The sequence below is a fragment of the Microbulbifer sp. MKSA007 genome, assembly GCA_032615215.1.
Classification (GTDB): Bacteria; Pseudomonadota; Gammaproteobacteria; order Pseudomonadales; family Cellvibrionaceae; genus Microbulbifer.
Window position 1 is genome coordinate 943,097 of sequence record CP128433.1, and the last position, 25,717, is coordinate 968,813.

The following is a 25,717-nucleotide window of genomic DNA, read 5'->3' on the forward strand; positions in this document are numbered from 1 at the left end:
TTTTCACCTTTAAATTGGTACAGTAGTGCCAATTTGAGGTTTGAGTAGCTCAATTGACAATAATTTATATAAAAGGTGTGGCTATGAAGACTTTAGCGAATATGGGAGTAATTCTGGCTTTAATAGTACCCGTTGGATGTTCTGAACGGCCTGAATCCAGAGTTGAGGACAGTTCCAGTAAGGTTGATTTTCAAAAGCAACTACTAAAAAAACTGATATCCGCAAAGACTGGTGATGTTATTACTATTCCTGAGGGTAAATTCCATATCAATCGTAGTTTATCCCTGAATACTGATGGGGTAACGCTACGTGGAGCTGGCATGGATAAATCTGTCCTCTCCTTTGAGGGGCAAATTCAGGGTGCTGAGGGGATATTAGTTAATGCCAGTAACTTTACTATTGAGGGGTTGGCTATTGAGGATACCATAGGCGATGCCCTGAAAATTAATGAGGGCAAAAACATTATCATCAGGGATGTTCGTGTTGAATGGACCAATGGTCCGTCTACCCAAAATGGTGCCTATGGTATTTATCCTGTACAGACTGAAAATACTTTAATCGATGGTGTGGTAGCTATTGGCGCTTCAGATGCAGGGATTTATGTCGGTCAGTCGCGGAATGTTATTGTTCGCAATAGCCGCGCAGAATTTAATGTGGCGGGTATTGAGGTCGAGAATACGATCGGTGCAGATGTTTACAACAATATTGCTGTGAATAACACTGGGGGAATTCTTGTTTTTAATATGCCTAATCTTCCGCAGCCAGGGCACAGTACACGTATCTACAATAACCAGATAAAGAATAATAATACTGGAAATTTTGGTCATGAGGGCACGCCGGTTGCTGCCGTGCCAGCAGGATCTGGGGTGGTTATTAACTCGAATGATCGGGTGGAGATTTTTGAAAATGATATTTCTGATAATGATACTGCTAACATATTGATCAGCAGCTATTTTACGGCTGGATACTATAGTGATAAGTCTACGCAGTCTGATTTTGACCCATACCCAGAGGGGATCTATATCTATGCCAATAACTTTTCTGGCGGTGGTACATCGCCAGATCATCTTAAGTTAAAAGCTCTGAAGTTAGCTATGTTTGGAATATCAGGTGCATTGCCGGATATTCTTTGGGATGGAGTGGTTGATCAAAGTAAACTGGTGGATGGTCAAATACCTGAAGCATTAAAGTTATGTATTGATAACGAGCCTGCAGGAATTCTCAATATAGATTTTGGAAATGAGTATAAGAATATATCCACGGATATAGAACCTCATCAGTGTCATTTGGAAAAGCTTGCCAAAGTAGTTTTAGACTTTGATTCAAAGCAGGAAAATGAAGACCATTTGGCAGTGATAGAGGTAGCTAATGAAGAATAATAATCAAATAAGTAGGAAGCTTATCTACTCTATTTGGAGTCTTATATTATTGGTTGGCCTTGCAGGGTGTGAATCATACAAAAAGGATGTTCATTTATTTCCAGTAGAAGAGGTACCCGAAAAACTCAGTGCATGGAATTTATTGAGGCTGGAGAAAGGTGTGCTCTTCCCTGCGGAAAGAGCATTACCTTACGATTTAAATACGGGGTTATTTACCGATTATGCTCATAAGTTCAGAACTGTCTGGCTGCCTGAGGGGGCTTTTGCAACCTACGGAGAAGAACAGTTTAATTACCCTGTCGGAACTATCCTAAGCAAGACATTTTACTATCCACAGGAGAGTAGTGGTGTAGTTCGTCGTACCGATGACTTCTCTGCGGATTATGTTGAGGGGAGCTTTGGGCAGGCACTTGATTTAAATCGTGTCCGTCTCGTTGAGACACGGCTTTTAATACGCAGGCAGGAAAATTGGCAGGCGCTGCCCTATGTCTGGAATAAAGAGCAGACTGAGGCAACTCTTGAGATTGCTGGAGATGTGAAAAGTTTTCAGTTGGTTAGCCTGAACGGACAGCAGGAAAACCTTAGTTATGTAGTACCTGACGCCAATCAATGTGCTGGTTGTCATGCAGAAAAGTTTACTGAAAAAGCCATTTCTCCTCTCGGCCCTAAGGCTCGACATCTGAATAAAGACTTTCCCTACCGTAGTGGAGTAGAAAATCAATTGCTGTTTTGGCAAAAGGCCGGCTATTTACGTGGACTGCCTGATCTGAAAAGTTTGCCGAGAAATGCCAATATTTACGATGCGACTGTGTCGCTGGAAGATCGCGCCAGGGCATATTTGGATATCAATTGTGGCCACTGCCACAATCCCACTGGGCCGGCAGATACCTCAGGGCTTATGTTGCATCATAGCGAAACTGATTGGCGCAAACTTGGGCTATGTAAACCGCCTATTGCTGCGGGTACAGGCAGTGGAGGGCATTTATTCGCAATAGTACCGGGAGAGCCTGAAAATTCTATTTTGAATTTTCGTGTAGAGTCTACCGCGCCTGGGGCCATGATGCCTGAATTAGGTAGAAGCGTGGTGCATACAGAGGGCGTTGAATTACTAAAGCAGTGGGTAAGCTCCCTACCGGGAAGCTGCACTTAATCTTTATTGGAAGCTATCTGGAAAGAGCTATGTGAAGAGGAGTTGGGTATGGAGGGGACAACTCCATACCCGTTTCCTGGAGACGAGTAATTCAGAAAGATTCAGCCGTATGCTGCAGTTTCAGCAACAACTGTTGCCGCTGGAATTAATCCGTTGATCATCAAGGTGACGGTGCGTTCCAACAGCGGTGAGTCGATAGCAATAGCACCACTCAAAATTTCATACTCAAGGTTCAGGATCGTACCGTGAGCAATTTGTGCAGCCGCTTCAGAATCCGCTAGACCCAGTAATTGGAAGAATTCCTTAATCATTGACTCTCTGGCGTGATTGGCCATCCGCACCGCGCGGGTCAGCTGCTCATTGCGAAGCGCTTCATTGCGGAATGCCAGTTCAACCAATCTGCGATCCCGGTCTTCAGCCTGGGTGCGAACATGAGTAAGAATAAAACGGGTCAATTGTTGAATCAGCAGTTTACGACTGCTATGTGATGCCCGTTCCTGTGCGGATAAATTACGTGCCGCACTAAAACTCTCTTCATGCAGTTGGCGTGTAGCCTCGAGTCCCTGCTCAACAAAATAAGTAAATGAATCGCTGATCAGGTCATTCAGGTCTTTGAAATAATAAGTAGTAGCCGCGAGAGGAACGTTAGCTTCGCGGGCGACTGCACGGTGCCTGATGCCGCGGATACCTTCTTTAACGATCAGTCTCAGGGTGGCCTCTAGAATCGCCTTGCGCCGCAGACGGCTATCTGCGCGTTGGGCCCGGCGGCCGTGGTAGACCAATTCAGACTTTCCAGTGTCTACAGTCATAGCATTATCCCTGTCTTATTGCGTTGGCGCCGATAGCAAGGTGAAGCTGGTCGGCCGTGCCATTCTAGCCAAACAAAATTAAAAAAAGGGAATAATGCTATTACATTCGATTACACGAATATTGCACTGGTACAGCGCAATAAATGTAAAAAAGTGGGGATTTGATGATGTATCTCATCATACTGAAAAAGTGAAAGATGAAAAATCCGCAAGATACAGATTAGTGAGGAGGTTCACATTTTGGCTTTTGGTGAAAAAATTAAGTTCTGCAATCGATTGGCAGGATAAATAGCCATTCAATTGCAGAATTAAATTGGTTAGCTGCTGCTTATCTTAAGAGATTTTTCCGGTAACACGTACGCGCTTTGAGCCTGGAATGATCTTAACTTTCTGGCTTTTATGTCTTTCAATACCGATATCAATGGCGTTTTTTGCTGCGATCAATAAGCCGGCGACAAGGAATGCACCGGGAGGAAGCACGGCAACAAGAACGCCTGGATAGTCACTGCCAAAAATGGAAATACCCCAATCTTTTGCCATTGAACCAAATAACAAGTCCATATCTGAAAATAGCGTGCCTTGGCCAAGAATTTCTCTGACTGCGCCAATGGCGATGAGTACTGCAGTGAAACCTATACCCATCATAAATCCATCTGCCAAGGACGGAAGCACGGGGTTTTTACTGGCAAAAGCATCTGCTCGCCCGAGGATCGCACAGTTGGTTACGATTAGCGGGATAAAAATACCTAGCACCAAGTAAAGCTCGTAGGTATAAGCCTTCATCAATAGCTCAACGCAGGTAACGAAGGTGGCGATGATCATAACGGAGGCTGGTAAACGGACAGTATCCGGAATTTGTCGTCGGATTAGGGAGACCGCAAGGTTGGAGCAGGTGAGAACTCCGGTAGTGGCCAAACCGAGGCCGATGCCGTTCACTACGGAACCGGTGACCGCCAGCAGGGGACAGAGGCCAAGCAATTGCACCAGCGCGGGGTTATTTTTCCACAGCCCATTTTGGGCGATTTCTGTGTAGCCGGGAGTTGCCATCAGTTCTGCTCCTCAACCGCCGCAGGTACTTGTTCCGAGTCGATTTCAGAGTTCTCAATCTCTACCGCTCGCTTGGACATTGGCGCATTAAATATTTGTTCGTGGTGCTGGGCTACAAACTCAAGCACCTGGTGCACTTCATTGACAACAGCGCGAGGAGTAATTGTTGCGCCAGTAAATTCATCAAAAACGCCGCCATCCTTTTGTACCTTCCAATCGGCTGAGGGCGGATTTTTTAGTGACAGGCCGTCAAACTGGAGCACCCAGTTACTTTTTTTCAGCTCGACTTTATCGCCCAGCCCCGGAGTTTCTGTGTGGCTTGTTACCCTGACGCCAGCAATAGTGCCATCGCGATTCACACCAACGAGTATTTTTATCGGGCCGGAATATCCATCCGGTGTGACTGCGGGCACAATGACTGCGGAGACTTTTCCGTCCTCTTCCCGCGCGAGATTGATATCTCCACCTTGTTGCAGGCCTAGCTGATTCCAGTAAGGTTTTGGAATTGGATAGGTGTCTACCAACATGTCATTACTGTGGCGTTCCAATGGAATAATTTCCAGTAGCGCTTTCGCCGAAGCTTCCCGGATAGCTCTCTCAATCGGTTCTTTAGTCGTAATTTGGGTCACTGCGAGTGTACCTGCAGTGACCAGGGCGATAAGAGTGAGAACGGCGGCATTGGAGGCCATTGACTGTTTAAGCATCAGCTCTCCTCCAGGTCGGTAGCGCGGCGGGAGCCCTTGTGGCCATAGGTCCGTGGAAGCGTGTAGTTATCAATGGTTGGTGTTGCAAAGTTCATCAGCAATACAGCAAAAGCCACCGCATCGGGGTAAGTGCCCCAGGCCCGGATTACATAAGTGAGCAGCCCCACACCGGCCCCAAAAATCAGGCGGCCCCGGTTACTGGTGGCACCGCTGACAGGGTCGGTAATAATAAAGAAGGCCCCAAACATGGTGGCCCCAGAAAATAAATGCAGTACGGGGGATCCCTCTGACAAGGAACTGCCGCTGTCGTAGAAAAACAGGGAAATCAGAGTGAGGGTGGCGAGCATGGCAACCGGTGCATGCCAGGTAATAATGCCGCGAAATAGTAAGAACAGCCCACCTAATAGGAATCCGAAGCTGACGGTTTCCCAACCGACTCCAGCAAATGTGCCTTTATTGAGGACCGGCTCCATTTCATAGAGCTGGGAGAGAAGCACTGACTCGTTTAACCGCACGATTTCCAGCGGTGTAGCGCGGGTAAAACCATCGACATTGTAGGTACCGATTACCAGAGAGAAGGCCTCTTCCAGGCTAGGTGTCCCGCCGATAACCTCTGCAGCTCCCACCCAGCGGGTCATATCTACCGGGAAACTAATCAGCAGGACAACATAGCCCACCATTGCGGGGTTAAATGGGTTGTACCCCATACCGCCATAAAGATGCTTGGCCAGGACAATAGCCACCGCAGTGCCCACTATCGGCAGCCACCAGGCACAGTAGGCTGGAAGCGCGATACCGAGCAGCAGTGCAGTTACAAAAGCACTGCAATCCCGCAGATAGAATGCTGCCGGCCTGCCGCGTAATCTCATTACCGCTGCTTCACACAGAAGCGCTGTGATTGTGCACAGGGCAATATTGATCAGTACTCCGATACCGAAATAAATCACCATCGCCAGCACACCGGGTATGGTGGCCGCGGCGACTTGTAGCATGACTTTAGTGGTGTCATTGCCGGAGCGGGCGTGAGGGGAGGTGGCGCGCATCAGAGACATTATTGCTTTCCGTCCTGTGCTGCTTTGTGTTCGCGCATTTTGTCTTCCAGTTTCTTTTGTAGCTTCTCCAAGGCGCTTTCGAATGCGCCCAGATTAGTATCATCTTCATCCCGAGCCTTTTGCAGGCGAGTCTCAGCTTTGGCGACGCGCTTGCGCAGTGCCTCGATATCTGCAGCAAGTCTGTCGGCGTCACTCATCTGGGCCCGCGCCTCTGCGGAGGCACGGGCTTTGGTAATTGCCCGCACAGCTGCATTGGTTTCTTCCTGGTTGGGCTCCCGGGCGGTATCCCTATCGGCGCGTCGTTCGGCAAGGGTCAACTTGTGTTGTGCTTCCTGCAATTTCACTTCAGCAGCTTTGAGTTGCGCTGCCAATTGGTCGCGCTGGCTCTCATCGGCAGCTTCCAGTTTATTGCGCATGCGTTCCACCCGGCTCTCGGCACTGGAGAAAGTACGCTGGGCGCGGGCCAAAAGCTGCTTAGGATCCTCCTGGCGGGACTTAACTCGCGCCAGGGCGGCGGCGACAACATCTGCTTCCTGCTTCTCAGCTTTGGCTGTCGGAGATTCAGGGTTTTGTTCCCTTTGCTGGCGAGCTTGTTCAGCGGCTTTGCGCCGGGCTTCGCGTTTTGCTTCTTTCTCTTTTTCAGCTTTTTCAAGGCGCAACTTGCGGAATTCGAAACGATCGCGTGCGCGTTCGGACTTCTCTTTTTCCGCTTCAGCAGTGCGAATTGCACCTTTGGCAGCGCGATAGTACTGAACCAGGGGAATTGTACTGGGGCAGACGTAAGAGCAGGCACCGCACTCGATACAGTCAAACAGGTTATAGGCCTGTAGCTTCTCCCGTTCGTCGGCGCGGGCATACCAATAGAGTTGTTGCGGTAGCAGCGAAGCCGGGCATGCCTCTGCGCAAAAACCGCAGCGAATACAAGCTTGGGCCACCGGTGCTGGCGGTAGCTCCTCACGGGTCGGTACCAGCAGGCAGTTGGTGGTTTTCACGATTGGAGCGCGTTGATCGTCAATCGTATAACCCATCATCGGACCGCCGATGATCACCTTTTGCATCAGGCCCCGATGGACACCGTGGTATTTGAGGATATGTTCTATGGGAGTGCCGATAGGTACATCGATATTGCGCTGCTGCTCCAGCGCTTTGCCGACAACAGTCGTCACTCGGCTGATCAGGGGTTCGCCAAATCGAATCGCGCGATATACCGCGCGAGCAGTGCCGACATTCTGGCATACAATCCCCACATTGGCCGGTAGCCCTTTGTTGGGCACTTCTCGGCCGGTAAGGATTTGGATCAGCTGTTTTTCGCCGCCGGACGGATACTTTGTGGGGAATACCACGATATCGAAACGGGTGCCTTCAACGGCTTTGCGCATCGCGCGGATAGCTTTGGGCTTATTGTCTTCAATACCAATCAATACCCGTTCGGGCTGGTCGAGGATATGGGCAAGAATTTCCACGCCGGCGATAATTTCGTCGGCACGCTCCCGCATAAGCATATCGTCGGCAGTAATATAGGGTTCACACTCTGTGCCATTGATAATCAAAGTATCAATTTCGGCGCCGCCGTGAGGGTCTAGCTTCACAGCGGTTGGAAACCCTGCACCGCCCATGCCGGCAATACCGCAGTCGCGGATCTTGTCCAGAAGCTCTATCGGTGAAACCTGAAGGTAATCTTCGCAGGGGGTGAGATCGCACCAGGCATCGTCGCCGTCTGTGCGAATGACAATGCAGTCCTCCAGCAGACCCGAAGGGTGTGGCACTGGATAGGGTTCAATGGCCATAACCCTGCCGGAGCTGGGAGCATGCACTGGACAGCTAATGAAACCGTCGGCCTCGGCAATCTTTTGTCCCTTTAATACCTTATCACCGAGGTTCACCAGCGGTATGGCGGTGGTACCAGAGTGCTGTAGCAGTGGTACGATCAAGTCCTCGGCGAGGGGGATCACTCCTATAGGCTCACCGGTACTCTGGTGTTTGTTCTCGGGAGGGTGCACTCCGCCGGGGAAGTCGTTGGGGCGCAGCTCGCGCGCTTTTTCACTGGCAATCAGTTGTGCCTCGCGGGCTGCGCGTCTCTCCTGAACGGCCTCTCTTTGCTTGGTCTTGCTATCTACGGGGTTCAAACCGCGCCTCCCCGGTATGTTCTTGAATAGTGCGGCGATCGCTGGCAATCAGCACCGAGCTATCGCTGGGCTTGTGTGGGTGCCAATCCTGTAAAGCGGTTTCCAGGGGAACCATATCGATACAGTCAACGGGGCAGGGTTCGACACAAAGGTCACATCCTGTGCACTCATCGGTGATCACCGTGTGCATATATTTGGCGGCGCCCGCAATGGCATCTACCGGGCAGGCCTGAATACATTTGGTGCAACCGATGCACTCTGCCTCGCGGATAAATGCCACTTTTTTTACATCTTCAATACCGTGCTCGGCGTCCAATGGCATGGGCTCTATATCCAGCAGATTGGCCAACTCATTGATAGTGGCCTGCCCGCCGGGGGGGCACTTGTTGATGGTATCGCCGTGCACTATCGCTTCTGCGTAGGGGCGACAGCCGGGGTAGCCACACTGGCCACATTGAGTCTGTGGCAACAGCGCATCGACCTGCTCAACGAGCGGGTCACCCTCCACCCGGAAGCGAACGGCTGCGAAACCCAGCAGGGCACCGAATACCAATGCCATGCCACCGAGCACCAGCAGGGGAGAAGAAATTTGTGAAATCCAGTCCAGCATTTCGAAACCCTATACCAGACCGCTAAAGCCCATAAATGCCAGCGACATCAGTCCGGCAGTGACCATACCGATTGCGGCGCCGCGAAATGGCAGCGGGACATCGGCGGCAAAGAGGCGCTCGCGCATCGAGGAGAACAAGATTAATACCAGGGAGAAACCCACTGCTGCGCCAAATCCGTAAAGAGTGGATTGTATAAAAGTATGCGCTTTCATAGTGTTCTGCAGGGCGACACCCAACACGGCACAGTTGGTAGTGATCAGCGGTAGAAAAACGCCTAGCACCTTGTACATCAAGGGGCTGGTCTTCTGGATAAACATCTGTGTGAACTGTACGACGACAGCAATCACCAGAATAAATGAGATGGTGCGAAGATCTTCAATACCAAAAGGGGCCAACAGATAGGTGTTGACCAGGTATGAACAAATAGAGGCCAAAGTAAGTACAAAGGTGGTAGCGCCGGCCATACCCACAGCGGTCTCCAGTTTATTGGAGACTCCCATAAACGGGCACAGGCCGAGAAACTGCACTAACACATAATTATTGACCAAGATGGTGCTGAGCAGAATGACGGCAAATTCGGTCATAACAGGTCCGGTTAAAGCCCGAGGGCGGAGTGGCGCGAACAGCGGCAATGGCGTCGGCAGGGTTAAGGTGAGACTAGCACCTTCCTTGTGAGCACCGTCGAATGCCGCGCAGGGCGGCTATTATGGTTGAGTCGCTTGGGGGCTTCAACTCGTGAGGAGGGTGGCAGGGGAAAAGGGCCGACAAAGGGCCACCTCTGGATCAAAAGGATTCCACTTGGAGTAAAGGTGGAGGTCTTTGTGGATACTATTTGCAGTACCTTTGCCAATTTGAAACGATAGGTACAAGATGGGTAACCCAGTTTGGTACTTGGTGTTAAGCGTGGGGTAGAGGCAATACAGTATATTGACGCGGCATGCGTGTTTTTGCTTGAGAGCAACCTTAAATTCAGTTGGAGCAGTTTAATGTCGAACGAAACCTACACTCCCCCCAAGGTTTGGCAGTGGGATAAGGAAAGCGGGGGCGCTTTTGCCAGTATCAATCGGCCGGTAGCGGGTGCGACCCATGATAAAGCGCTGCCGCAGGGGCAGCACCCGATGCAGCTCTATTCTTTGGCCACGCCGAACGGGGTTAAAGCGACGGTGATGTTAGAAGAGTTATTGGAACTCGGGTTTGAGGGAGCCGAATACGATGCCCATTTAGTCCGTATTACTGAAGGAGAGCAGTTTGGCAGTGGTTTTGTAGAGGCAAACCCAAATTCCAAGATTCCGGTCTTAGTGGATCACAGCACTACGCCACCAATCCGGGTATTTGAGAGTGGCTCCATACTGCTTTACCTGGCGGAAAAGTTTAATGTCTTCTTGCCTCATACGCCCGAGCAGCGCACCGAGGCTTTGAATTGGCTCTTCTGGCAGATGGGCTCGGCCCCTTACCTGGGGGGAGGCTTTGGACACTTTTATGCCTATGCACCGGAAAAATATGAATACCCGATCAACCGATTTGCTATGGAAGTAAAGCGCCAGTTGGACGTATTGGACCAACAGCTGGCAAAGCATCCGTATGTGGCGGGAAGGACTTATACCATCGCCGATATTGCGATCTGGCCCTGGTATGGGGCTCTGGTGCGCAATGAAGCTTATAGTGCGGCGGAATTTCTCGATACCCAGAGTTATAAAAATCTCAATCGTTGGGTGGGGGAAATTGCAGAGCGGCCAGCAGTAAAGCGCGGACGAATGGTCAATCGAACCTGGGGTGAGCCCAGCGAACAACTACATGAGCGCCACAGCGCTGGTGATTTTGACAATAACACCCAAGATAAAGTGACCGATAAGGATGTTGATTAATACAGGGTATTAATAGGTAAGGCTGGCACAAGGATGTGCCAGTATCTATTTTCTAAGGTTATTTTCCGGTGCCCCTCTTTTTAGAAGTGGCCGTTGAATTAATATTTATATAAAGAGTAGCGTCGGCTAAAAAGCCCTCATAGACAGCATAAACTGAACCACCTGTGAGGTGCGGGGCAATTGCCATAATTTTTCCGCCGCGAAGCCGGCGATTAAAGCCAGGCCTAAAACCAATGGCAGGGGAATTCCCTGTAAACGCTGCTGAACATCTTGCTGTTGCTGATTTACGATTGCCAATACACTGAGCCGCTGTCGCTCCGTATCCCGGCTGCATTGTTCGATCTGTTTATTTAAAGACTTCAGTGACATCGTTTAAAGCCTCTTTAACTTGTCGCTTGGTCTCTTCAAAACCCAGTAGGGGCACCAGCTTCTTTTGATAAACGATAGCTCCCGCCAAAATAGCGACCTGGATAAGAATAAATACCAGAAATGCCAAATAAATAGACTGGGAAAAATAGTAGGCAATCAGCCCAACGCCTCCACAGAGACTGACGATGAGGGCCGCACTTAGAGGCAGTAACATCAGTTGCAGGGCAACAATACGCTTGCCGGCTGCAATCGTTCTATCCAACTCCAGCTGGAATAGCTTTTGAATATTAGCCAACCAGGCAGTCAGTAGGGTCAGTGTTGCCTCGGCACGAGCAAGGGTAGCTTCAAGGCTATTTTCACCTTCTCCATCAGAGTCTTTCCCTGAGGGAGAAGGTGAAGACTGACCCGGGCTGCGCTCCTGCGCAGCGGAATCGGCATTCTCGCCAGACGCTTGGGACTTTTTTTCATTGCCCATCAGGGGGTGTCCTTACCAGTCGAAAAAAGAGAGAAGCGTTACTTAAAGAGCTTCGCAATTGCCCAGCCAACAACAAATGCACAGCCAACAGCGAGAATGGGGCGCTCCCGAAGTGAGGACTCCGCTTTTTCCATTACATCGGTGGCACGTTGTCTCTGGGACTCTACAGAGGTCCGGGCCCTCTCTTTCAAGCTGCCAGCAGCTTGTGAAGCGGCCTCTCCAGCAAGATTATAGGCCTGTTGCAGCTTCTCCCTACTGGAGTTCGTATGTGGAGATCTTGCGGTTGCCATCAGGTTTCTCCTCTCGGGGTTTAATTGCCGAGGAAGTCTATAGTCCCGCGTGGTAATTCCCACTTGAAAAAGGGGTTTTTTTCACGCGATTTTTGCAGGAAAAAGTCCCTGTCTCTGCTACTGATCTTGGACTATGGCTGGCAGCTGTTCGGGCCCGGTCGTAGTTTCAAACGGCAAAAGCCGGCCTGAGTTCACAGAGGGGATTAGTCCTCGGACCGGCAGATGCCTGAGATGGCTTGGGTTAGATAAAAGCGAGTTGTTTATGGATGGCTGGTACTCTCACTTTTCCAGGTTTCAATATTCTCTACGACCCCGTTGAGTAGGCGCTGGCGTGATTCACGGCTGATCCAGGCGTTGTGGGGGGTGATAATCAAATTGGGGATATCTCTGTCCAATAGTGGGTGACTGGCGGGTGGGGGCTCCTGGCTGAGGACATCCAGCGCCGCCCCCCCAAGGTGTCCACTGCGCAAAGCATCCGCCAGTGCCTGTTCATTGACCAGTCCGCCCCGAGCCGTATTGACCAGGAGTGCGCCGGGTTTCATCGCGGCGATGAATTGCTCGTCTACCAGCTGATCGGTTTCTTCTGTGAGCGGGCAGTGCAGACTGATGACATCGGACTCTGCACACAATTGTTGCAGTGGCGTCCTGCCTTCAGCAGGTGTGCCGCTAAATGATTCAGCCACCAGTACCCGCATGTCCAGGGCTTCCCCCAGTTTTGCCACCTTCTGCCCGAGGGCACCAAAGCCAATGATACCGAGTGTTTTTCCTGCGAGTTCAACCACTGGGTGATCGAGCAGGCAAAAAATTGTAGATTGGCTCCAGCGTCCGGCAAAAACATCGTTGTGATAGCGGTGCCACTTGGAAGCAAGAGCCAGGATCAGGGCAAGAGTGTGCTGTGGTACAGAAGCCCCCGCATAACCTTTAACGTTGTACACCGGAATATTTAATTCCTGTGCGGCGGCGAGATCGATGTTATTTGTACCGGTTGCACAAACACAAATCATTTTTAATTTGCTGGCCTGCTCCAATAATGTGCGGCTTATTATGACTTTATTGGTTATTACCACCTCGGCCTCGGCGATTCGCTCCGCGACTTTTTCGGCGGGAGTCGTTTCATAGAAGTCCCACTGGTCTAGACTATTTGTTAGGGCCGAGGTATCCAGCTCCTCAAGCTTCATTGTCAAAGTGTCCAGAAATACGCCGCGCATGACATCTCCTCGATAGATTTGCAGTGTGGTGGACATGCTACGGCAGTGAAGAAGGAATGCAAAACTCTGCTGGCCAGCGGCCTTAACTGCGCATATTCGTGGCTACGGTTGGTTTGTCGGGGCCTTTCTGTCGCAATTGAAGAGGGCCTCTATGGGAATATCGTTTACCGCTGCCAGTCTTGTTTTAATTTCTGCATTTCTACACGCGGGTTGGAATTTACTGGGGAAGTCCCGCACACCAACTCCCGCCTTTTTTTGTATCGCGACTCTCAGTGTTGGAATTTTTCTTTTACCGCTAAATTTTTGGTTGCTATATCAGGTTGATTCACTCCCGCGAAGTTTTTGGATCCTCCTTATCGGTAGTGGTTTTTTTCAAATGATTTATATGGGGGGCTTATCCCTCGCCTACCAGCGAGCCAATATGGGATTGGTCTATCCCGTTGCTCGAGCATTGCCGGTATTGCTGGTTGCACTGGCAACGGTATTGTTGGGGCAATCGTTGCCTCCACTCGCCTGGGTGGGAATGCTGTTGGTGACAATTGGCTGCCTGCTGGTACCGCTGGTGTATTTCCGCGAGTGGCACTGGAGAGCTTATTGGCGCGCGGACTGCGCCTGGGCGCTGGTAGCAGCCATTGGCACTGTGGGCTATTCACTGGCGGATAAAGGGGCGCTGATTTACCTGGGGGATGCTGCGGGAGGCACTATCCCTGCGCTTGTTCTGGCCTACAGCTATTTGGGGATGCAGTTTCTCGCCTGTGGTGTATGGCTGCTTCTGGGGTGCCTGGGGCAGAGTGGCACTGCGCCATTGATCCAAAGTTTTCGGGATTTGAAGGTCGGGGCTCTGACCGGTGCCATGATGGGAGCGACTTACGGCCTGGTACTGCTGGCGATGACAATGACTGAAAATGTGAGTTATGTAGTCGCCCTAAGGCAGTTGAGTATTCCCCTGGGCGTGGGTTTGGCGGTCTGGTTACTCAAGGAGCCGGCACACAGGCCCCAGCTGCTGGGAGTGGGGCTGGTGTGTGCCGGCTTGATTGCAGTTTCCCTGCGTTAGCGCAGGGAAATTACATTACGCGCATACCGGGTTTGGCGCCCTCGTGGGGCTCCAGTATCCACAGGTCCTTACCTCCGGGGCCCGCTGCCAGAACCATACCCTCACTGACACCAAAGCGCATTTTACGCGGCGCCAGGTTAGCGACCATAACGGTGTGCTTACCTTCCAGGTCTTCAGGGGCGTAGGCGCTTTTAATACCGGCAAATACCTGGCGGGTTTCGCCGCCCAGGTCCAGGGTTAAGCGCAGCAGTTTACCGGCGCCTTCAACATGCTCAGCTTTGGCGATCAGGGCGATCCTCAAGTCTACTTTGGCGAAGTCATCAAACTGGATTTCCTCAGCAATGGGGTCCTCCGCCAGAGGGCCGGTAGCAGCTTTGGTTTCCGCTTGTAGCTGGGCCAGGGATTCCGCAGCCGCATCCATAACCGCATCTACCTGGGTTTTCTCCACCCGTTGCAGCAGCGGCTTGAACTTCTTGATTTCGTGATCTGTCAGCGGTTTGGTTGCGCTGTTCCAATCCAGCTCACTGTTGAGGAACTCCGCCGCTTTTTGTGCAGTGTTGGGCAATACCGGGGCGAGCCAGGTGATCAGGGCGCGGAACATATTCACACCCTGGGAGCAAATAGCCAGAACCTCAGCTTCGGTGCCCGCCTGCTTGGCAAGGGACCAGGGAGCCTTGTCGGCGATCCAGGCATTGGCGGCGTCGGCCAGAGCCATAATGTCGCGCATGGCACGGGCGTATTCTCGCTGCTCGTAATACTCAGCAATTCGTGGAGCCGCTTCTACAAATTGGTTCCACAATTGTTCGTCGGCCAGTTCGCTGGCCAGCTTGCCACCGGACTTGCTGACAAACTTGGCGGTGCGAGAGGCGATATTGACTACTTTACCCACCAGGTCAGAGTTCACCTTGGCGATAAAGTCATCCAGGTTCAGGTCCAGGTCATCGACGCCACCGGTCAGTTTGGCGGCGAAATAGTAGCGCAAATACTCAGGGCTCAAGTGATCCAGGTAGTTGCGGGCATTGATAAAGGTGCCGCGGGACTTGGACATCTTCTTACCGTTTACGGTAAGGAAGCCGTGTACGCAAACTTTATTGGGGGTGCGGAAGTCCGCTGAGTCCAGCATGGCTGGCCAAAAGAGTGCGTGGAAGTTGACGATATCCTTGCCGATAAAGTGGTAGACCTCGGCGTCGCTGTCTTTTTTCCAGTACTCCTGCCAGTCCAGCCCTTTGCTGTCGCAGTAGTTTTTGAGACTGGCCATATAGCCAATGGGAGCGTCGAGCCACACGTAGAAATATTTGCCCGGCGCATCGGGAATTTCGAAACCGAAGTAAGGGGCGTCGCGGGAAATATCCCACTCTTGCAGGCCCTCTTCCAGCCATTCGGCCAGCTTGTTGGCTACTTCATCCTGGAGAGTGCCGGAGCGGGTCCACTCGCGCAGGTATTCGGTGAATGCGGGCAGGGTAAAGAAGAAGTGCTCTGACTCCTTTTCTATCGGAGTGGCGCCGGAGATTGCTGATACCGGATCGATCAGTTCGGTAGGGCTGTAGGTGGCGCCACAGGCTTCACAGTTATCACCATACTGGTCGGGCGTGCTGCAGCGGGGGCAGGTTCCCTTGATATAGCGATCCGCCAGGAAAAGCTGTTTCTCTGGATCGAAAGCCTGGGTAATAGTGCGCGATGCGATGTGGCCGTTTTCGCTGAGGCGGCGGTAGATCATTGCCGACAGCTCGCGGTTTTCCTCTGAATGGGTGGAGTGGTAGTTGTCTACACCAATTAGGAAGTCGGCGAAGTCGCGCTCGTGTTCTGCCTGCATATTGGCGATATGCTGTTCCGGGGTCAGGCCCAGTTGTTCAGCCTTCAGCATAATTGCAGTGCCGTGAGCATCGTCGGCACAGATATACAGGCAGTTATTACCGCGCGCACGCTGAAAGCGGGCCCAAATATCGGTTTGGATATATTCGAGCACATGGCCCAGATGTAGGGAGCCATTGGCATAGGGCAGTGCGCTGGTGACGAGAATGTTGCGCGTATCGGACATCGGTTTTTCCATCGCTGTGGGGTTGCGGCCAGGGACTCACGGAGAGTGGGCCGAAGATCGTCAAAAGACCGCGGAATATAGCAGATTTGCACTATGTCGTGGAGGGATCAAGCTGGCTTATGTGAATCCTTGTTTGGCTGCTGTGGCTGGTGTTAGGCCGCGTCATCCGACACAATGCGAGCCAATCTAGAAGCGCTGAGAGGGAGATACCGTGAGCGATCATCATCACGATCATGACGAGCTGTCACAGGAAGTTCAGGCTGAACTGGAGCGACTGGCGGAGTGCCTCGGCCAGTTGCATGATCCTGCCAGTGGCTTGCCGCTGGATGATTTGGACGCAGAAATTGAAGTTGGGTATGAGGACGAAACTGTTTTCGCCGGGATTACCCTGGGATATCCGTGTGCCAGCCAGGAGGCAGATTGGCTCCAGCGGGTGGAGGAGAGCTGTCAGCCGCTGTTGAAAGCCGGGCCCCTCAAAGGCTCCAAGTTACAGTTTGAGCTGTTCAGCGATATTCCCGCTACGCCGACTTCCGGGGCGCCGGAAACTCTGGCGAAGGTAAAAAACATTGTTGCTGTGGCGTCGGGCAAAGGCGGGGTTGGCAAGTCCACGACTGCGGTCAATCTGGCCCTGGCCCTGGCGGCGGAAGGTGCCCGGGTTGGTTTGTTGGATGCTGATATCTACGGCCCGAGCCTGCCCACCATGCTGGGAACTGAAGACCAGCGCCCGCATGTGAAAGAACAGAAATTCTTTGTGCCGGTAGAGGCTCACGGAATAGAGACAATGTCTCTGGGGTACCTGATGACCGAGGAGACCCCAGCGGTATGGCGCGGGCCTATGGCCAGCGGCGCGCTCAACCAGATTCTCAGTCAAACCCTGTGGGGGAAAGTCGGGATGGGCTTGATTACCTGGTTGTGGATATGCCCCCGGGTACCGGGGATATTCAATTGACGCTGGCACAGAAAACTACATTGGCCGGTGCGGTAATTGTAACTACCCCTCAAGACCTGGCACTAAAAGATGCCATTAAGGGCGTGGAGATGTTCCGCAAGGTATCGGTACCTGTGCTGGGTATTGTGGAAAATATGGCGCTGCATACTTGTTCCAAGTGTGGTCACAGCGAGCCAATTTTCGGTACCGGTGGCGGTGAGCGAATCGCTGCAGAGTACGATACCCATTTACTGGGAGAGCTTCCGCTGGCACAGAAAATCCGCGCCGATGTGGATAGCGGGCAACCCAGTGTTATTTCCGATCCAGATAGTGAAATTGCTGGTTTTTATTGCGAAATTGCCCGCAAGGCTGCTGCCCAGATCTGGTTAAACAGCAGTGATGACAGCGATATGCCGGAAATCGAAATAAGTTGAACCCATTCGCGATATTGATCACAAAGAAATAATTTTCTTTGTTTTTCTGTTTTTACCGGGCTCCAATATTTCTATATTGATGCAGCCCGGTGTCCCTCATTGAAGTAAGCCGTACTAGTTTGTTCCTTGTTTTATGGTACAGATTTCCTTTTAGCGATAGCCCACTTCTGTCGCGCCCTGGGTAAATTAGAAGTTTCAAAATATTTCACAGAATTACCTGGTAAAAAACAGGGGTATTTTGATCGTACTAGTTACTTATTGCTTTAAAAATCATAAAGCCGATATTTTTTTGCGATATAGACCGCTTATGATTTTTAGGTGGCAGTATTTGCAGGTTTTTTGTCGCTTATTAAATGTAGTTGGGGCTGAGGGTATTAAAACGGGTTTACAGGTGCAGTATTTTCGCCGACAAACGTCAAACCCTTTATACGGATGTTGGGTTGCCGTTGAGGTAGAAGTAAATATCAGGAGTGTACGAGAAAAAAGTCTGCCTTATTTCGCGTTTTCAATACAGGTAAGACAATAAAAAGAGGCATTGCGGAAGCTGTAGTCGATAAAAATAAAAAAGACAAGCGCACGGGTGCTGTTATCAATGAATTTTCATATTAGCTATCGGCCGGCGGGTGGAATAGCGCGTGTGCTTTTTTTGGTCCGGTGGGGTATAAGGACAAAATAGAAGCCATTGCACTACTGGTGGAAAAGTATCGCCACCGAAAACCCCTACGTGTACTACTCGACCTGCGTTATGCGCGCAGCAAAACCACACTGGAGGAGCACCAGAAGTTTATTCACTTTATTGCTGAGAACCCTGTACTGCGACGGGCATTTATCGCGGTGTTACATCCGCGAGGGCGCTGGACCTGTCCGCTGCCCAGCCATGGCTCCTGCCTGTGCAGGCTCAGTTCTAGGGAGTTCGTTGTGGAGGCCGAGGCAGAGGCCTGGCTAGCCCAGATAAAGGGCGCACCTCAGCCTCTTGCTCTCTAGGGGAGGAGTTAGGCCTGCTGGTTGCGCGCCTGTTGGGCTTCAGCCTGGCGGCGACGCTCCTCTCTCTTTTGCTCGCGGCGGGAGACGGTTTGCGCGCGGGCGTCCTGGCCAATGTGTACTTCACCGCGCTGTTTGGCTAGCTGAATTTGCTTTTCGCGCTCGCGGAAACGGGCTCGGTCGGCTTCAGGCACCTTGTCGTGGCAGTGCGGGCAGCTTACGCCCTGCTCGAACAGGGGAGACTGCTGGTCTTCCTCTGTGATGGGCATGCGGCATGCGTTGCATTGATCGTATTTGCCGCGTTCCAGGTTGTGGTTGACTGTCACCCGCTCATCGAAAACAAAGCACTCGCCTTCCCACAGGGATTCTTCTGCGGGGACTTCTTCCAGGTACTTCAAAATACCGCCGTGGAGGTGATACACCTCTTCGAAGCCCTGCTCTTTCATATAGGCTGTGGACTTCTCGCAGCGGATACCGCCGGTGCAGAACATGGCGACCTTCTTATGCTTGGCCGGGTCCATATTCTCTTTTACGTACTGTGGGAACTCGCGGAAAGTCTCAGTTTCCGGGTTGATGGAATTCTTGAAAGTACCGACCTGGAATTCATAGTCATTGCGGGTGTCGACGACAACAACTTCTGGATCGCTGATCAGGGCATTCCAGTCTTTGGGTTTGACATAGGTGCCGACGGTGCGCAGTGGGTCAATACCCTCTACACCCATGGTGACAATTTCCTTCTTTAGCTTCACTTTGCTGCGCAGGAAGGGCATTGCCTGGGTGATGGACTCTTTGTAGTCCAGGTCGGCGAGGCGCTTGTCTGACTTCAAATGGGCTAATACCGCGTCGATACCTTCGCGGGAGCCGGCTACGGTGCCATTGATACCCTCTTGGGCCAACAGCAGGGTGCCGCGAACACTGTTTTCTTGCATCACCTCCAGCAGAGGGGCGCGAAGCGTTTCAAAGTTCTCAAGGGTAACGAACTTATACAGTGCACAGACAACAAATTGGTTCATGGTACTTCCTCAGTTGCGGGCCGGATCGCAAATCCGGAGCAGAAAAAATCGCCGCGCATTTTATCGCAAAAAAAGGAGCTTGTCGTACAGTAAGCAGGCGGTCCGCATCTGCAAGAAAAGGGATTTGTAGTTGACCGCCGGGCCGCAAGTTGTCAAAGTTCTGGCCGAAATTTCAAGGTCACAGCGAGGCGAATCCCATGGGCGAAGAGTTTGCACCGAAAGAGTCGGAGTTGAGCCAGATCTATCGGGAGGGCGAGGTTTCCGTCCAGATCGATATTTATGAAGATGGTGAGGGCGGCTGGCTGCTTGAAATCGTCGATGAACACAACAACTCAACCGTTTGGGAAGATGCGTTTGAGACTGAGCGGGAAGCACTGGACGAAGCGCTCGATGCTCTTAAAGAGGAGGGGATCGCTACCTTTGTTGGGCCAGTTCAGGAAGCCGACGGCAGCTGGTAAGTCCTCTTCAGGGTGAATCGGCTGACTGGCAATTCCCAGCGGGAGTTGTGGCAAAAGTCGGCTGACATCTGTTCAAACTGCTATGGTTAATGTGAGAAGGGAATCGCGACTGTGTAACAGCACACCCAATCACAGTGCCGCCGCGAGACAATGGTGGAATCCAGGTCTCCGGCGGTACTACCTAACCTGCGGTTACCCTCCCCATGAACCTGCGCTACCTTATTCTGCTGGTGACTATATTAAGTCCACTGGTATCCGCAGAGAGCATCCGCCTTTCCAATCGACAGCTGCTCACCACTGACCTGAAAGAAGCCCGACTTATCTCCGAATTGAGTGGCTATGCCATCGTTGCCGGGCGCCATTGTCTCGATTGCGACGAGAACCTGGCAATTTATATACAGAGAGTTGGCCGCGCCGATATGGGGATAAACCCAGAGAAAATTGGTATTGAGGCTGATCGCTATACCTATCCCGGCCGCTATCTAGATTACATGACCAAGAAACTGGTGGAAAAAACCCGCATGTTTTATGGGCTCTGTCACGAGGGGCAGCCATCGCTTTTATGGCTAACGGAATACAGGGAGGGTGAGCGCTGGGTAAAATCAGAATACTTAATATTAATTGGCGAGGATGGATTAAAACATCGCTATACCGAGAACCAGCAGCCGAGCCTGTTTTATATCGGAAATTCAAATTGTACAGAGCTAGAAGGGTTTTTAATGGAGATGGAACCCTGATTGCTTTTTGGTGGATTAGATATAAATTCTTTTAACAATAAAAAAACCCCGCTGGAGGGCGGGGTCACAAGCTCTGTTGAAATTAGGTCTAATTACTTTACGGGTTCAAAAACAATCTTCAGTTTTTTCTTGCCCCAGGCGCGGGCTTTCTTAATGTCTTTCTCCATCCAAACATCGATTCGGTTAGTAAAACGCTTGTTCATACGGTCGCGCACGGTATAGGTGCCAGGCAGACCTTCAATTTTAACTTTGGCGCCGTTAGTCAGACCGTGTTTTTCCAGGTCACGGGATACGGCGATAATTTTGTCACCGGGGCGCAGGCGGTTGTTCCAAGCTGCTACCCAGGGATCACTGTCAGTTTGTCCGGGTACAGAGTTGTAAGCAGTTGCGTCAACAATCATGGTTTTCTTAAGTGCTGCTGAGGCATTAACGCTTACACCGATAGCGAGCAAGGCAGCAATAAAAAAGGCAGTATTTCGCAGAGTCTGTTTCATCATGTCCCATTACCTCCAGGTCATAAATGGTCACAAGCCAAGGGCTGCTTGTGAAATTTCCAAGTTTGTTTGGAAATCGTTGATCAATATTTAATCAACGCTGGCTATATTACCGGCGATTCCTGAGGTATCAACTTTTTCCTGCAAAGCGAGAAAAAGCCGTATGAATTGGCGGGTTATTTACAGAAAATAAAAAAATGGATTAATTTTAAGATATAAAGAACAATAAAATTGCACTGTATATATTTTGTACAGGAGGAAATGGCCGGATAGAACCCAGCTCCTTGGTAAATGGTTTCAAAAGAGAAAAATTGCGTGACAGCGATGTCATTCTAAAGAGTCGTGCTAGGAGTGGTGGAGGGCATTGCTTAGCATGACTGGAACAGTAAAAAATTCCTCATAAATTATTTGTGACTTATTCTCCATATATTGCTGATATGACAAAAAACAGCAGGTTTTAGCGGAAAAACCGGTGCGTCACATTAAAAAGTGCAGGGAATCCCCAGTACTTACAGCGCGGTTTCGGGGTTTTCCAGTATCGGTTCCACCTGGCTGCGCAATGCGGATAAGTAGTCACTGTCTTCCTGGAGGTCCGGCAGCTTGTGCTGTATGTCCAGCTTCACCGTTTTTTCCAACCAGATGATGGCTTCCTCCAGGTTTCCCTGCCATTCACAGACTTGCCCCAGGTTGAAATAGGTGATGGCAAGGTTCTGCCATTCCGCCTGTTCGCGCAGGCCTTGAATTGCACTCTTATATAGAAGGTAAGCCGAGCGTAGAAGATGAGCTCGCTGAGTGTGCTCCTTCTCCGTTGCTGCTTGCTGATGGTAAGTGTGTGCCATGGCTGACCGCACTCTCGCGGTGGACTGCGGTAGCACCGCGCCCTCATCCAGGTAATTGAGGACCGATTCGAACTGTGCGCGGGCAAGGGGGTAGAGGTCAGGTCGCGCTTGGGCGCTAAATGCATTGAGCACAATGCCGTAGCGGTAGCGCAGGGCCTGTTGTTGATCCGGATAGTCAGATAGTGAGGAGATGGCCTTTTCGTAAAGTGGCAGTGCGTCGGCGTAGTTGCCCGTGCGGGCGTAGGTTTCAGCCTCAGTAACCAATGCCAGGGAGTGTTGGGCCTGGGATAGATGGTGCCCTAATTGTTTTTTCCCGGAGTTTGAGCTTATGGATATTGCTGCTAGCAATACGGCGATGCCAAGCAGTGCATAAAACAGCATGAGCAGGTTTGAGAGATGTTTGTGCATAGGCACTTCCCGCAGGCTACTTTGGGTGGACGGTAAGAGACCCGGAGATATGGGCCTCTTACGTCAGTAAATGCCTATTTATCCAGTTGTGCCAGTAGCCCCTGTAGCGGATGGCGCAAGGATACGCCTGCAAAGCGACTGGCCTGGCAACGACAGGAATAGCCGGTGGCCAACTGGTTTTCGCCACTGTTCAATCGGGGCGCCCAGGATTGCTGGAAAATGACTCGTGAGGTCTCTTTGTGATCTGCTTCGTGGCCATAGGTACCGGCCATACCGCAGCAGCCGAGGCTCTCGGTAGCGAGTTCCAGGCCCAGGGCAGTGAAAACATTTTGCCAGTCTTTCACCGAGGCGGTGGCATTGGTTTGTTCACTGCAATGGGGCAGAAGCTGGAAGTTGGCGGGCGCTATGCGGTGGCGCTGTTGTTCCAGGTGCTCCCGCTGCGAAGCCAGCCATTCCTGTAACAAGTGGACCTTGGGTGCCTCATCGCCCATCAGCTTTTTATACTCGGAGCGATAAGTCAGGGTCATTGAGGGGTCGATGCCCACAAGGGGAATACCGCTGGCGGCGAGGTCGTTAAGCATCTGGCTGTTTAATTCAGCGACCCTCTGGAACTGGCGCAGGAAACCGTGCACATGTAGGGGTTTGCCGTTGGCGCGGTAGGGCGCCAGCATGGGGACAAAATCGAGCTGCTTTAGCAAGCGCACGATGTCGGCAACCACTTGGGCATCAAAGTAACTGGTAAAAGCATCCTGCACTATCACCACTGCGCGACTGCGCTGTGCCGGGCCCAAGGACTCCAGGCAGGCGGCACTGGCGACAGGCACACCCAGCTCCGCCATAGTCGCTTTCAAGGTTTTTTCCGATAACAGTGGGCTGTCCACCATGCCGAACAGGCGCTCCATCAGGAAGGAAACTGGCTTGAGTTTTAGTGGCCAGTTGTATAACTGAGGTAGCTTGGCCAGGTGTGGCATCAGGAATTCCAGCCCACCGACGGCGTAATCTTTTAGCGGACGCAAATAGCGGCTGTAGTAGAGTTCAAGGAATTTGCTGCGAAACTCCGGCACATCCACTTTTATCGGGCACTGCCCCACACAGGATTTACAGGCCAGGCAGCCTTGCATTGCCTCGTTAACTTCGTGATTGAAATCGTACTCGCCACGGGTTTTTGCCAGGGAATTGATAATGCGCTTGGGGAGTCCGACAAAAAAGGAGCGTTCCCGCAGGCGCTGGGCACTGGAGACCGCATCAACATTTTTTTCGCTGAGCAATCGCAGCCATTCGCGCATTAAAGAGGCGCGCCCCTTGGGAGAGTGAATACGGTTGCGAGTGGCCTTGTAGGAAGGGCACATGGCATCGTCGGGGTTCCAGTTAAAGCAAGCACCATTGCCGTTGCAGTGCACACCTTCCTCATAGCCCTCCCAGACCTGGGCGGGAATTTGCCGGTCCCGCTCGCCTCGGGTGGATACCTCGTCAATTTTCAGCAGCTGGCTGTCATCACTGGGGGTAGCTATTTTCCCTGGATTGAGTTGGTTGCGAGGATCGAAGGCGGCTTTGATTTTTTGCAGCTCAGGGTAGAGCTCGCCAAAAAATTCCGGTGCGTATTCAGACCTGACACCTTTCCCATGCTCCCCCCACAAAAGGCCCTTATATTTCTGAGTGAGGGCGACCACCTGATCGGTGATCGGACGAATTTGTGCGGCTTGCCGGGGGTCTTTCATATCAATTGCCGGACGCACGTGCAGCACGCCCGCATCGACATGGCCAAACATACCGTAGTCGAGATTGGCCTCATCCAATACCGTTCGGAACTCAGCGATAAAATCCGCCAGGTTTTCCGGTGGTACTGCCGTGTCCTCGACAAAGGGAATTGGGCGTTTTTCTCCCTGGGCATTTCCCAGTAAGCCCACGGCCCGTTTGCGCATGGCCCAGATTCGATTGACCTCGGCGTGGCCACGGGCAATGGAATAACCGAAACTTTTACTTGCCTGGCCAATAGCTTCATCAATATGAGCAGTAAATTGGGCTAGTGCCTGCTCCAATTCCTCTTCGCTATCGGCGGCGTACTCGACTAAATTAATGCCCTTGACCGGGCGATCGTCCGCTGGGAAAAATTCACTGACGCTGTGCCAGACGATATCTTCCATCGCCAGCTGCAACACTTTGCTGTCCACTGTCTCGATAGACATGGGACCGGCCAGCATCAGGTCTTTGGCGTCGCGTAGCGCCTCTTGAAAATGGTCGTACTTTAAATTGACTAGGGCGACACATTTGGGAATTGGCAACAGGTTGAGTTTTGCCTCGGCGATAAAACCCAGGGTTCCCTCTGAGCCACAGAGAACACTATTGAGGTTAAAGCCTTTATCGTCGCGAATATGAGCCAGGTCGTAGCCGGTGAGGCAGCGGTTGAGCTTGGGAAACTTTGCTGTGATTAACTCTGCTTTTGTACGCGCGATAGAATCACAGACTTGGTGAACCTGTGCAGAGCGTTTATCCCCGACACTGACTTGTGCCAGCTCCTCATCGTCGATCGGGGCCGAGTGCCAAATCTCACCGCCCAATAATACGGTGTGTAACTCCAGCACGTGATCGCGGGTTTTGCCGTAGACACATGAACCCTGGCCTGAGGCATCGGTATTGATCATGCCGCCAATGGTGGCCCGGTTACTGGTGGAAAGCTCCGGAGCAAAAAAGAGGCCGTGGGGTTTGAGTGCTGCATTCAGTTGATCTTTGACCACTCCGGCCTGTACCCGGACCCAGCGCTTCTCAACATTGATTTCGAGGATCTGGTTCATATGGCGGGAGATATCCACAACCAGTCCATCGGTCAGGGACTGGCCGTTTGTACCGGTACCACCGCCACGGGGGGATAGCACTACCGAGTGAAACTCCTCCCTGTCAGCCAGCTCAGCGAGCAGCTGCAAGTCACGACTGTCGCGGGGATAAACAACGGCCTGGGGCAGGACCTGGTATATCGAATTATCGGTAGCCAGGACCGTGCGGCTGGCATAACTGGGGGTGGTATCGCCACGGAAACCTGCGTCCTTCAGTTCCTGCAAGAACTGCAAATAGAGCGCCTGAACCTCGTCGACTTCGCGCAATGCTGGAATCATGAGCTAATCCGTACTTTCCGGGAGGTGTGGGCCGCATCGCAGACCGGGGACTGGCGATAAGAGTGCGCGCAGCGCTAAATCTCGGAATGAACGCGGCTTTGCATTGTAGCTTTGGTTTGCATTTGCGCAAGCCACGGC

General features: G+C 51.7%; 25 protein-coding genes. 9 read left to right on the forward strand and 16 right to left on the reverse strand.

Going from position 1 to position 25,717, the window contains the following annotated elements; all coding sequences use genetic code 11:
- The first annotated feature begins 83 nt into the window (after positions 1-83).
- Entirely contained in the window at positions 84-1,379 is a 1,296-nt protein-coding gene (locus QT397_06985) for a parallel beta-helix domain-containing protein (GenBank protein ID WNZ57086.1), read from the forward strand.
- Positions 1,369-2,529, forward strand: a complete 1,161-nt coding sequence (locus tag QT397_06990) for an SO2930 family diheme c-type cytochrome (GenBank protein ID WNZ57087.1) — start codon at positions 1,369-1,371, stop codon at positions 2,527-2,529. Before QT397_06985 ends, QT397_06990 begins: the two co-directional genes overlap by 11 nt.
- A gap of 101 nt (positions 2,530-2,630) precedes the next feature.
- On the opposite strand, the gene QT397_06995 is transcribed toward QT397_06990, so the two are convergent.
- The 7 genes from QT397_06995 to rsxA all read right to left on the reverse strand — a co-directional run bounded on the left by QT397_06995 (position 2,631) and on the right by rsxA (position 9,462).
- Positions 2,631-3,338, reverse strand: a complete 708-nt coding sequence (locus tag QT397_06995) for a TetR/AcrR family transcriptional regulator (GenBank protein WNZ57088.1) — start codon at positions 3,336-3,338, stop codon at positions 2,631-2,633.
- A gap of 333 nt (positions 3,339-3,671) precedes the next feature.
- Positions 3,672-4,385 carry an electron transport complex subunit E gene (locus tag QT397_07000; GenBank protein ID WNZ57089.1) on the reverse strand — a complete coding sequence of 238 codons (714 nt, stop codon included), beginning with the start codon at positions 4,383-4,385 and terminating at the stop codon, positions 3,672-3,674.
- A complete protein-coding gene (gene rsxG / locus QT397_07005; GenBank protein WNZ57090.1) occupies positions 4,385-5,089 on the reverse strand; it encodes an electron transport complex subunit RsxG in 705 nt (234 codons plus the stop codon). The genes QT397_07000 and rsxG overlap by 1 nt, the downstream gene beginning before the upstream one ends.
- Positions 5,089-6,141, reverse strand: a complete 1,053-nt coding sequence (locus QT397_07010) for an RnfABCDGE type electron transport complex subunit D (GenBank protein ID WNZ57091.1) — start codon at positions 6,139-6,141, stop codon at positions 5,089-5,091. The genes rsxG and QT397_07010 overlap by 1 nt, the downstream gene beginning before the upstream one ends.
- Positions 6,141-8,192: an electron transport complex subunit RsxC gene (rsxC, locus tag QT397_07015; protein WNZ58509.1), complete on the reverse strand. Its 2,052-nt coding sequence runs from the start codon at positions 8,190-8,192 to the stop codon at positions 6,141-6,143. The genes QT397_07010 and rsxC overlap by 1 nt, the downstream gene beginning before the upstream one ends.
- A 58-nt stretch (positions 8,193-8,250) precedes the next feature.
- Positions 8,251-8,877 carry an electron transport complex subunit RsxB gene (gene rsxB / locus QT397_07020; protein ID WNZ57092.1) on the reverse strand — a complete coding sequence of 209 codons (627 nt, stop codon included), beginning with the start codon at positions 8,875-8,877 and terminating at the stop codon, positions 8,251-8,253.
- 9 nt (positions 8,878-8,886) lie between these two features.
- Entirely contained in the window at positions 8,887-9,462 is a 576-nt protein-coding gene (rsxA, locus tag QT397_07025) for an electron transport complex subunit RsxA (protein WNZ57093.1), read from the reverse strand.
- Positions 9,463-9,864: 402 nt separating this feature from the next.
- Here rsxA and yghU point away from each other — a divergent pair, with 402 nt between their 5' ends.
- Complete coding sequence (yghU, locus tag QT397_07030) at positions 9,865-10,743, forward strand: glutathione-dependent disulfide-bond oxidoreductase (protein ID WNZ57094.1); 879 nt, start codon at positions 9,865-9,867, stop codon at positions 10,741-10,743.
- 126 nt (positions 10,744-10,869) lie between these two features.
- On the opposite strand, the gene QT397_07035 is transcribed toward yghU, so the two are convergent.
- The 4 genes from QT397_07035 to QT397_07050 form a co-directional block, all read right to left on the reverse strand.
- On the reverse strand, positions 10,870-11,112 hold the full coding sequence (locus QT397_07035) for a hypothetical protein (GenBank protein WNZ57095.1): 243 nt from the start codon (positions 11,110-11,112) through the stop codon (positions 10,870-10,872).
- On the reverse strand, positions 11,090-11,587 hold the full coding sequence (locus tag QT397_07040; protein ID WNZ57096.1) for a hypothetical protein: 498 nt from the start codon (positions 11,585-11,587) through the stop codon (positions 11,090-11,092). Before QT397_07040 ends, QT397_07035 begins: the two co-directional genes overlap by 23 nt.
- A 38-nt stretch (positions 11,588-11,625) precedes the next feature.
- Positions 11,626-11,877, reverse strand: coding sequence for a hypothetical protein (locus QT397_07045; GenBank protein ID WNZ57097.1), 252 nt, complete (start codon positions 11,875-11,877; stop codon positions 11,626-11,628).
- A 260-nt stretch (positions 11,878-12,137) separates the two neighbouring features.
- Positions 12,138-13,085: a D-2-hydroxyacid dehydrogenase gene (locus QT397_07050; GenBank protein WNZ57098.1), complete on the reverse strand. Its 948-nt coding sequence runs from the start codon at positions 13,083-13,085 to the stop codon at positions 12,138-12,140.
- Between the two features lie 151 nt (positions 13,086-13,236).
- On the opposite strand from QT397_07050, the gene QT397_07055 reads away from it, so the two are divergent.
- Entirely contained in the window at positions 13,237-14,139 is a 903-nt protein-coding gene (locus QT397_07055) for an EamA family transporter (GenBank protein ID WNZ57099.1), read from the forward strand.
- Positions 14,140-14,149: 10 nt separating this feature from the next.
- On the opposite strand, the gene metG is transcribed toward QT397_07055, so the two are convergent.
- Positions 14,150-16,177 (reverse strand): methionine--tRNA ligase, encoded by a 2,028-nt coding sequence (metG, locus tag QT397_07060; protein ID WNZ57100.1) that lies wholly within the window; start codon positions 16,175-16,177, stop codon positions 14,150-14,152.
- Between the two features lie 211 nt (positions 16,178-16,388).
- Between metG and QT397_07065 the strand changes: the two genes are divergently transcribed.
- From QT397_07065 to QT397_07075, 3 genes are all read left to right on the forward strand, one after another.
- Complete coding sequence (locus tag QT397_07065) at positions 16,389-17,126, forward strand: P-loop NTPase (GenBank protein ID WNZ57101.1); 738 nt, start codon at positions 16,389-16,391, stop codon at positions 17,124-17,126.
- On the forward strand, positions 17,096-17,539 hold the full coding sequence (locus QT397_07070; protein WNZ57102.1) for a P-loop NTPase: 444 nt from the start codon (positions 17,096-17,098) through the stop codon (positions 17,537-17,539). The genes QT397_07065 and QT397_07070 overlap by 31 nt, the downstream gene beginning before the upstream one ends.
- 654 nt (positions 17,540-18,193) lie before the next feature.
- Positions 18,194-18,523, forward strand: a complete 330-nt coding sequence (locus QT397_07075; GenBank protein ID WNZ57103.1) for a hypothetical protein — start codon at positions 18,194-18,196, stop codon at positions 18,521-18,523.
- An 8-nt stretch (positions 18,524-18,531) separates the two neighbouring features.
- Here the strand turns inward: QT397_07075 and QT397_07080 are convergent, their stop codons facing one another.
- A complete protein-coding gene (locus tag QT397_07080) occupies positions 18,532-19,533 on the reverse strand; it encodes a rhodanese-related sulfurtransferase (protein ID WNZ57104.1) in 1,002 nt (333 codons plus the stop codon).
- A 197-nt stretch (positions 19,534-19,730) separates the two neighbouring features.
- On the opposite strand from QT397_07080, the gene QT397_07085 reads away from it, so the two are divergent.
- A complete protein-coding gene (locus tag QT397_07085; GenBank protein WNZ57105.1) occupies positions 19,731-19,991 on the forward strand; it encodes a hypothetical protein in 261 nt (86 codons plus the stop codon).
- Positions 19,992-20,194: 203 nt separating this feature from the next.
- On the forward strand, positions 20,195-20,728 hold the full coding sequence (locus QT397_07090; protein ID WNZ57106.1) for a hypothetical protein: 534 nt from the start codon (positions 20,195-20,197) through the stop codon (positions 20,726-20,728).
- A 92-nt stretch (positions 20,729-20,820) separates the two neighbouring features.
- On the opposite strand, the gene QT397_07095 is transcribed toward QT397_07090, so the two are convergent.
- The 3 genes from QT397_07095 to QT397_07105 form a co-directional block, all read right to left on the reverse strand.
- A complete protein-coding gene (locus QT397_07095) occupies positions 20,821-21,225 on the reverse strand; it encodes a 3D domain-containing protein (protein WNZ57107.1) in 405 nt (134 codons plus the stop codon).
- A gap of 506 nt (positions 21,226-21,731) precedes the next feature.
- Positions 21,732-22,469: a tetratricopeptide repeat protein gene (locus tag QT397_07100; protein WNZ57108.1), complete on the reverse strand. Its 738-nt coding sequence runs from the start codon at positions 22,467-22,469 to the stop codon at positions 21,732-21,734.
- Between the two features lie 74 nt (positions 22,470-22,543).
- A complete protein-coding gene (locus QT397_07105) occupies positions 22,544-25,579 on the reverse strand; it encodes an FAD-binding and (Fe-S)-binding domain-containing protein (protein WNZ57109.1) in 3,036 nt (1,011 codons plus the stop codon).
- Between the last annotated feature and the right edge of the window lie 138 nt (positions 25,580-25,717).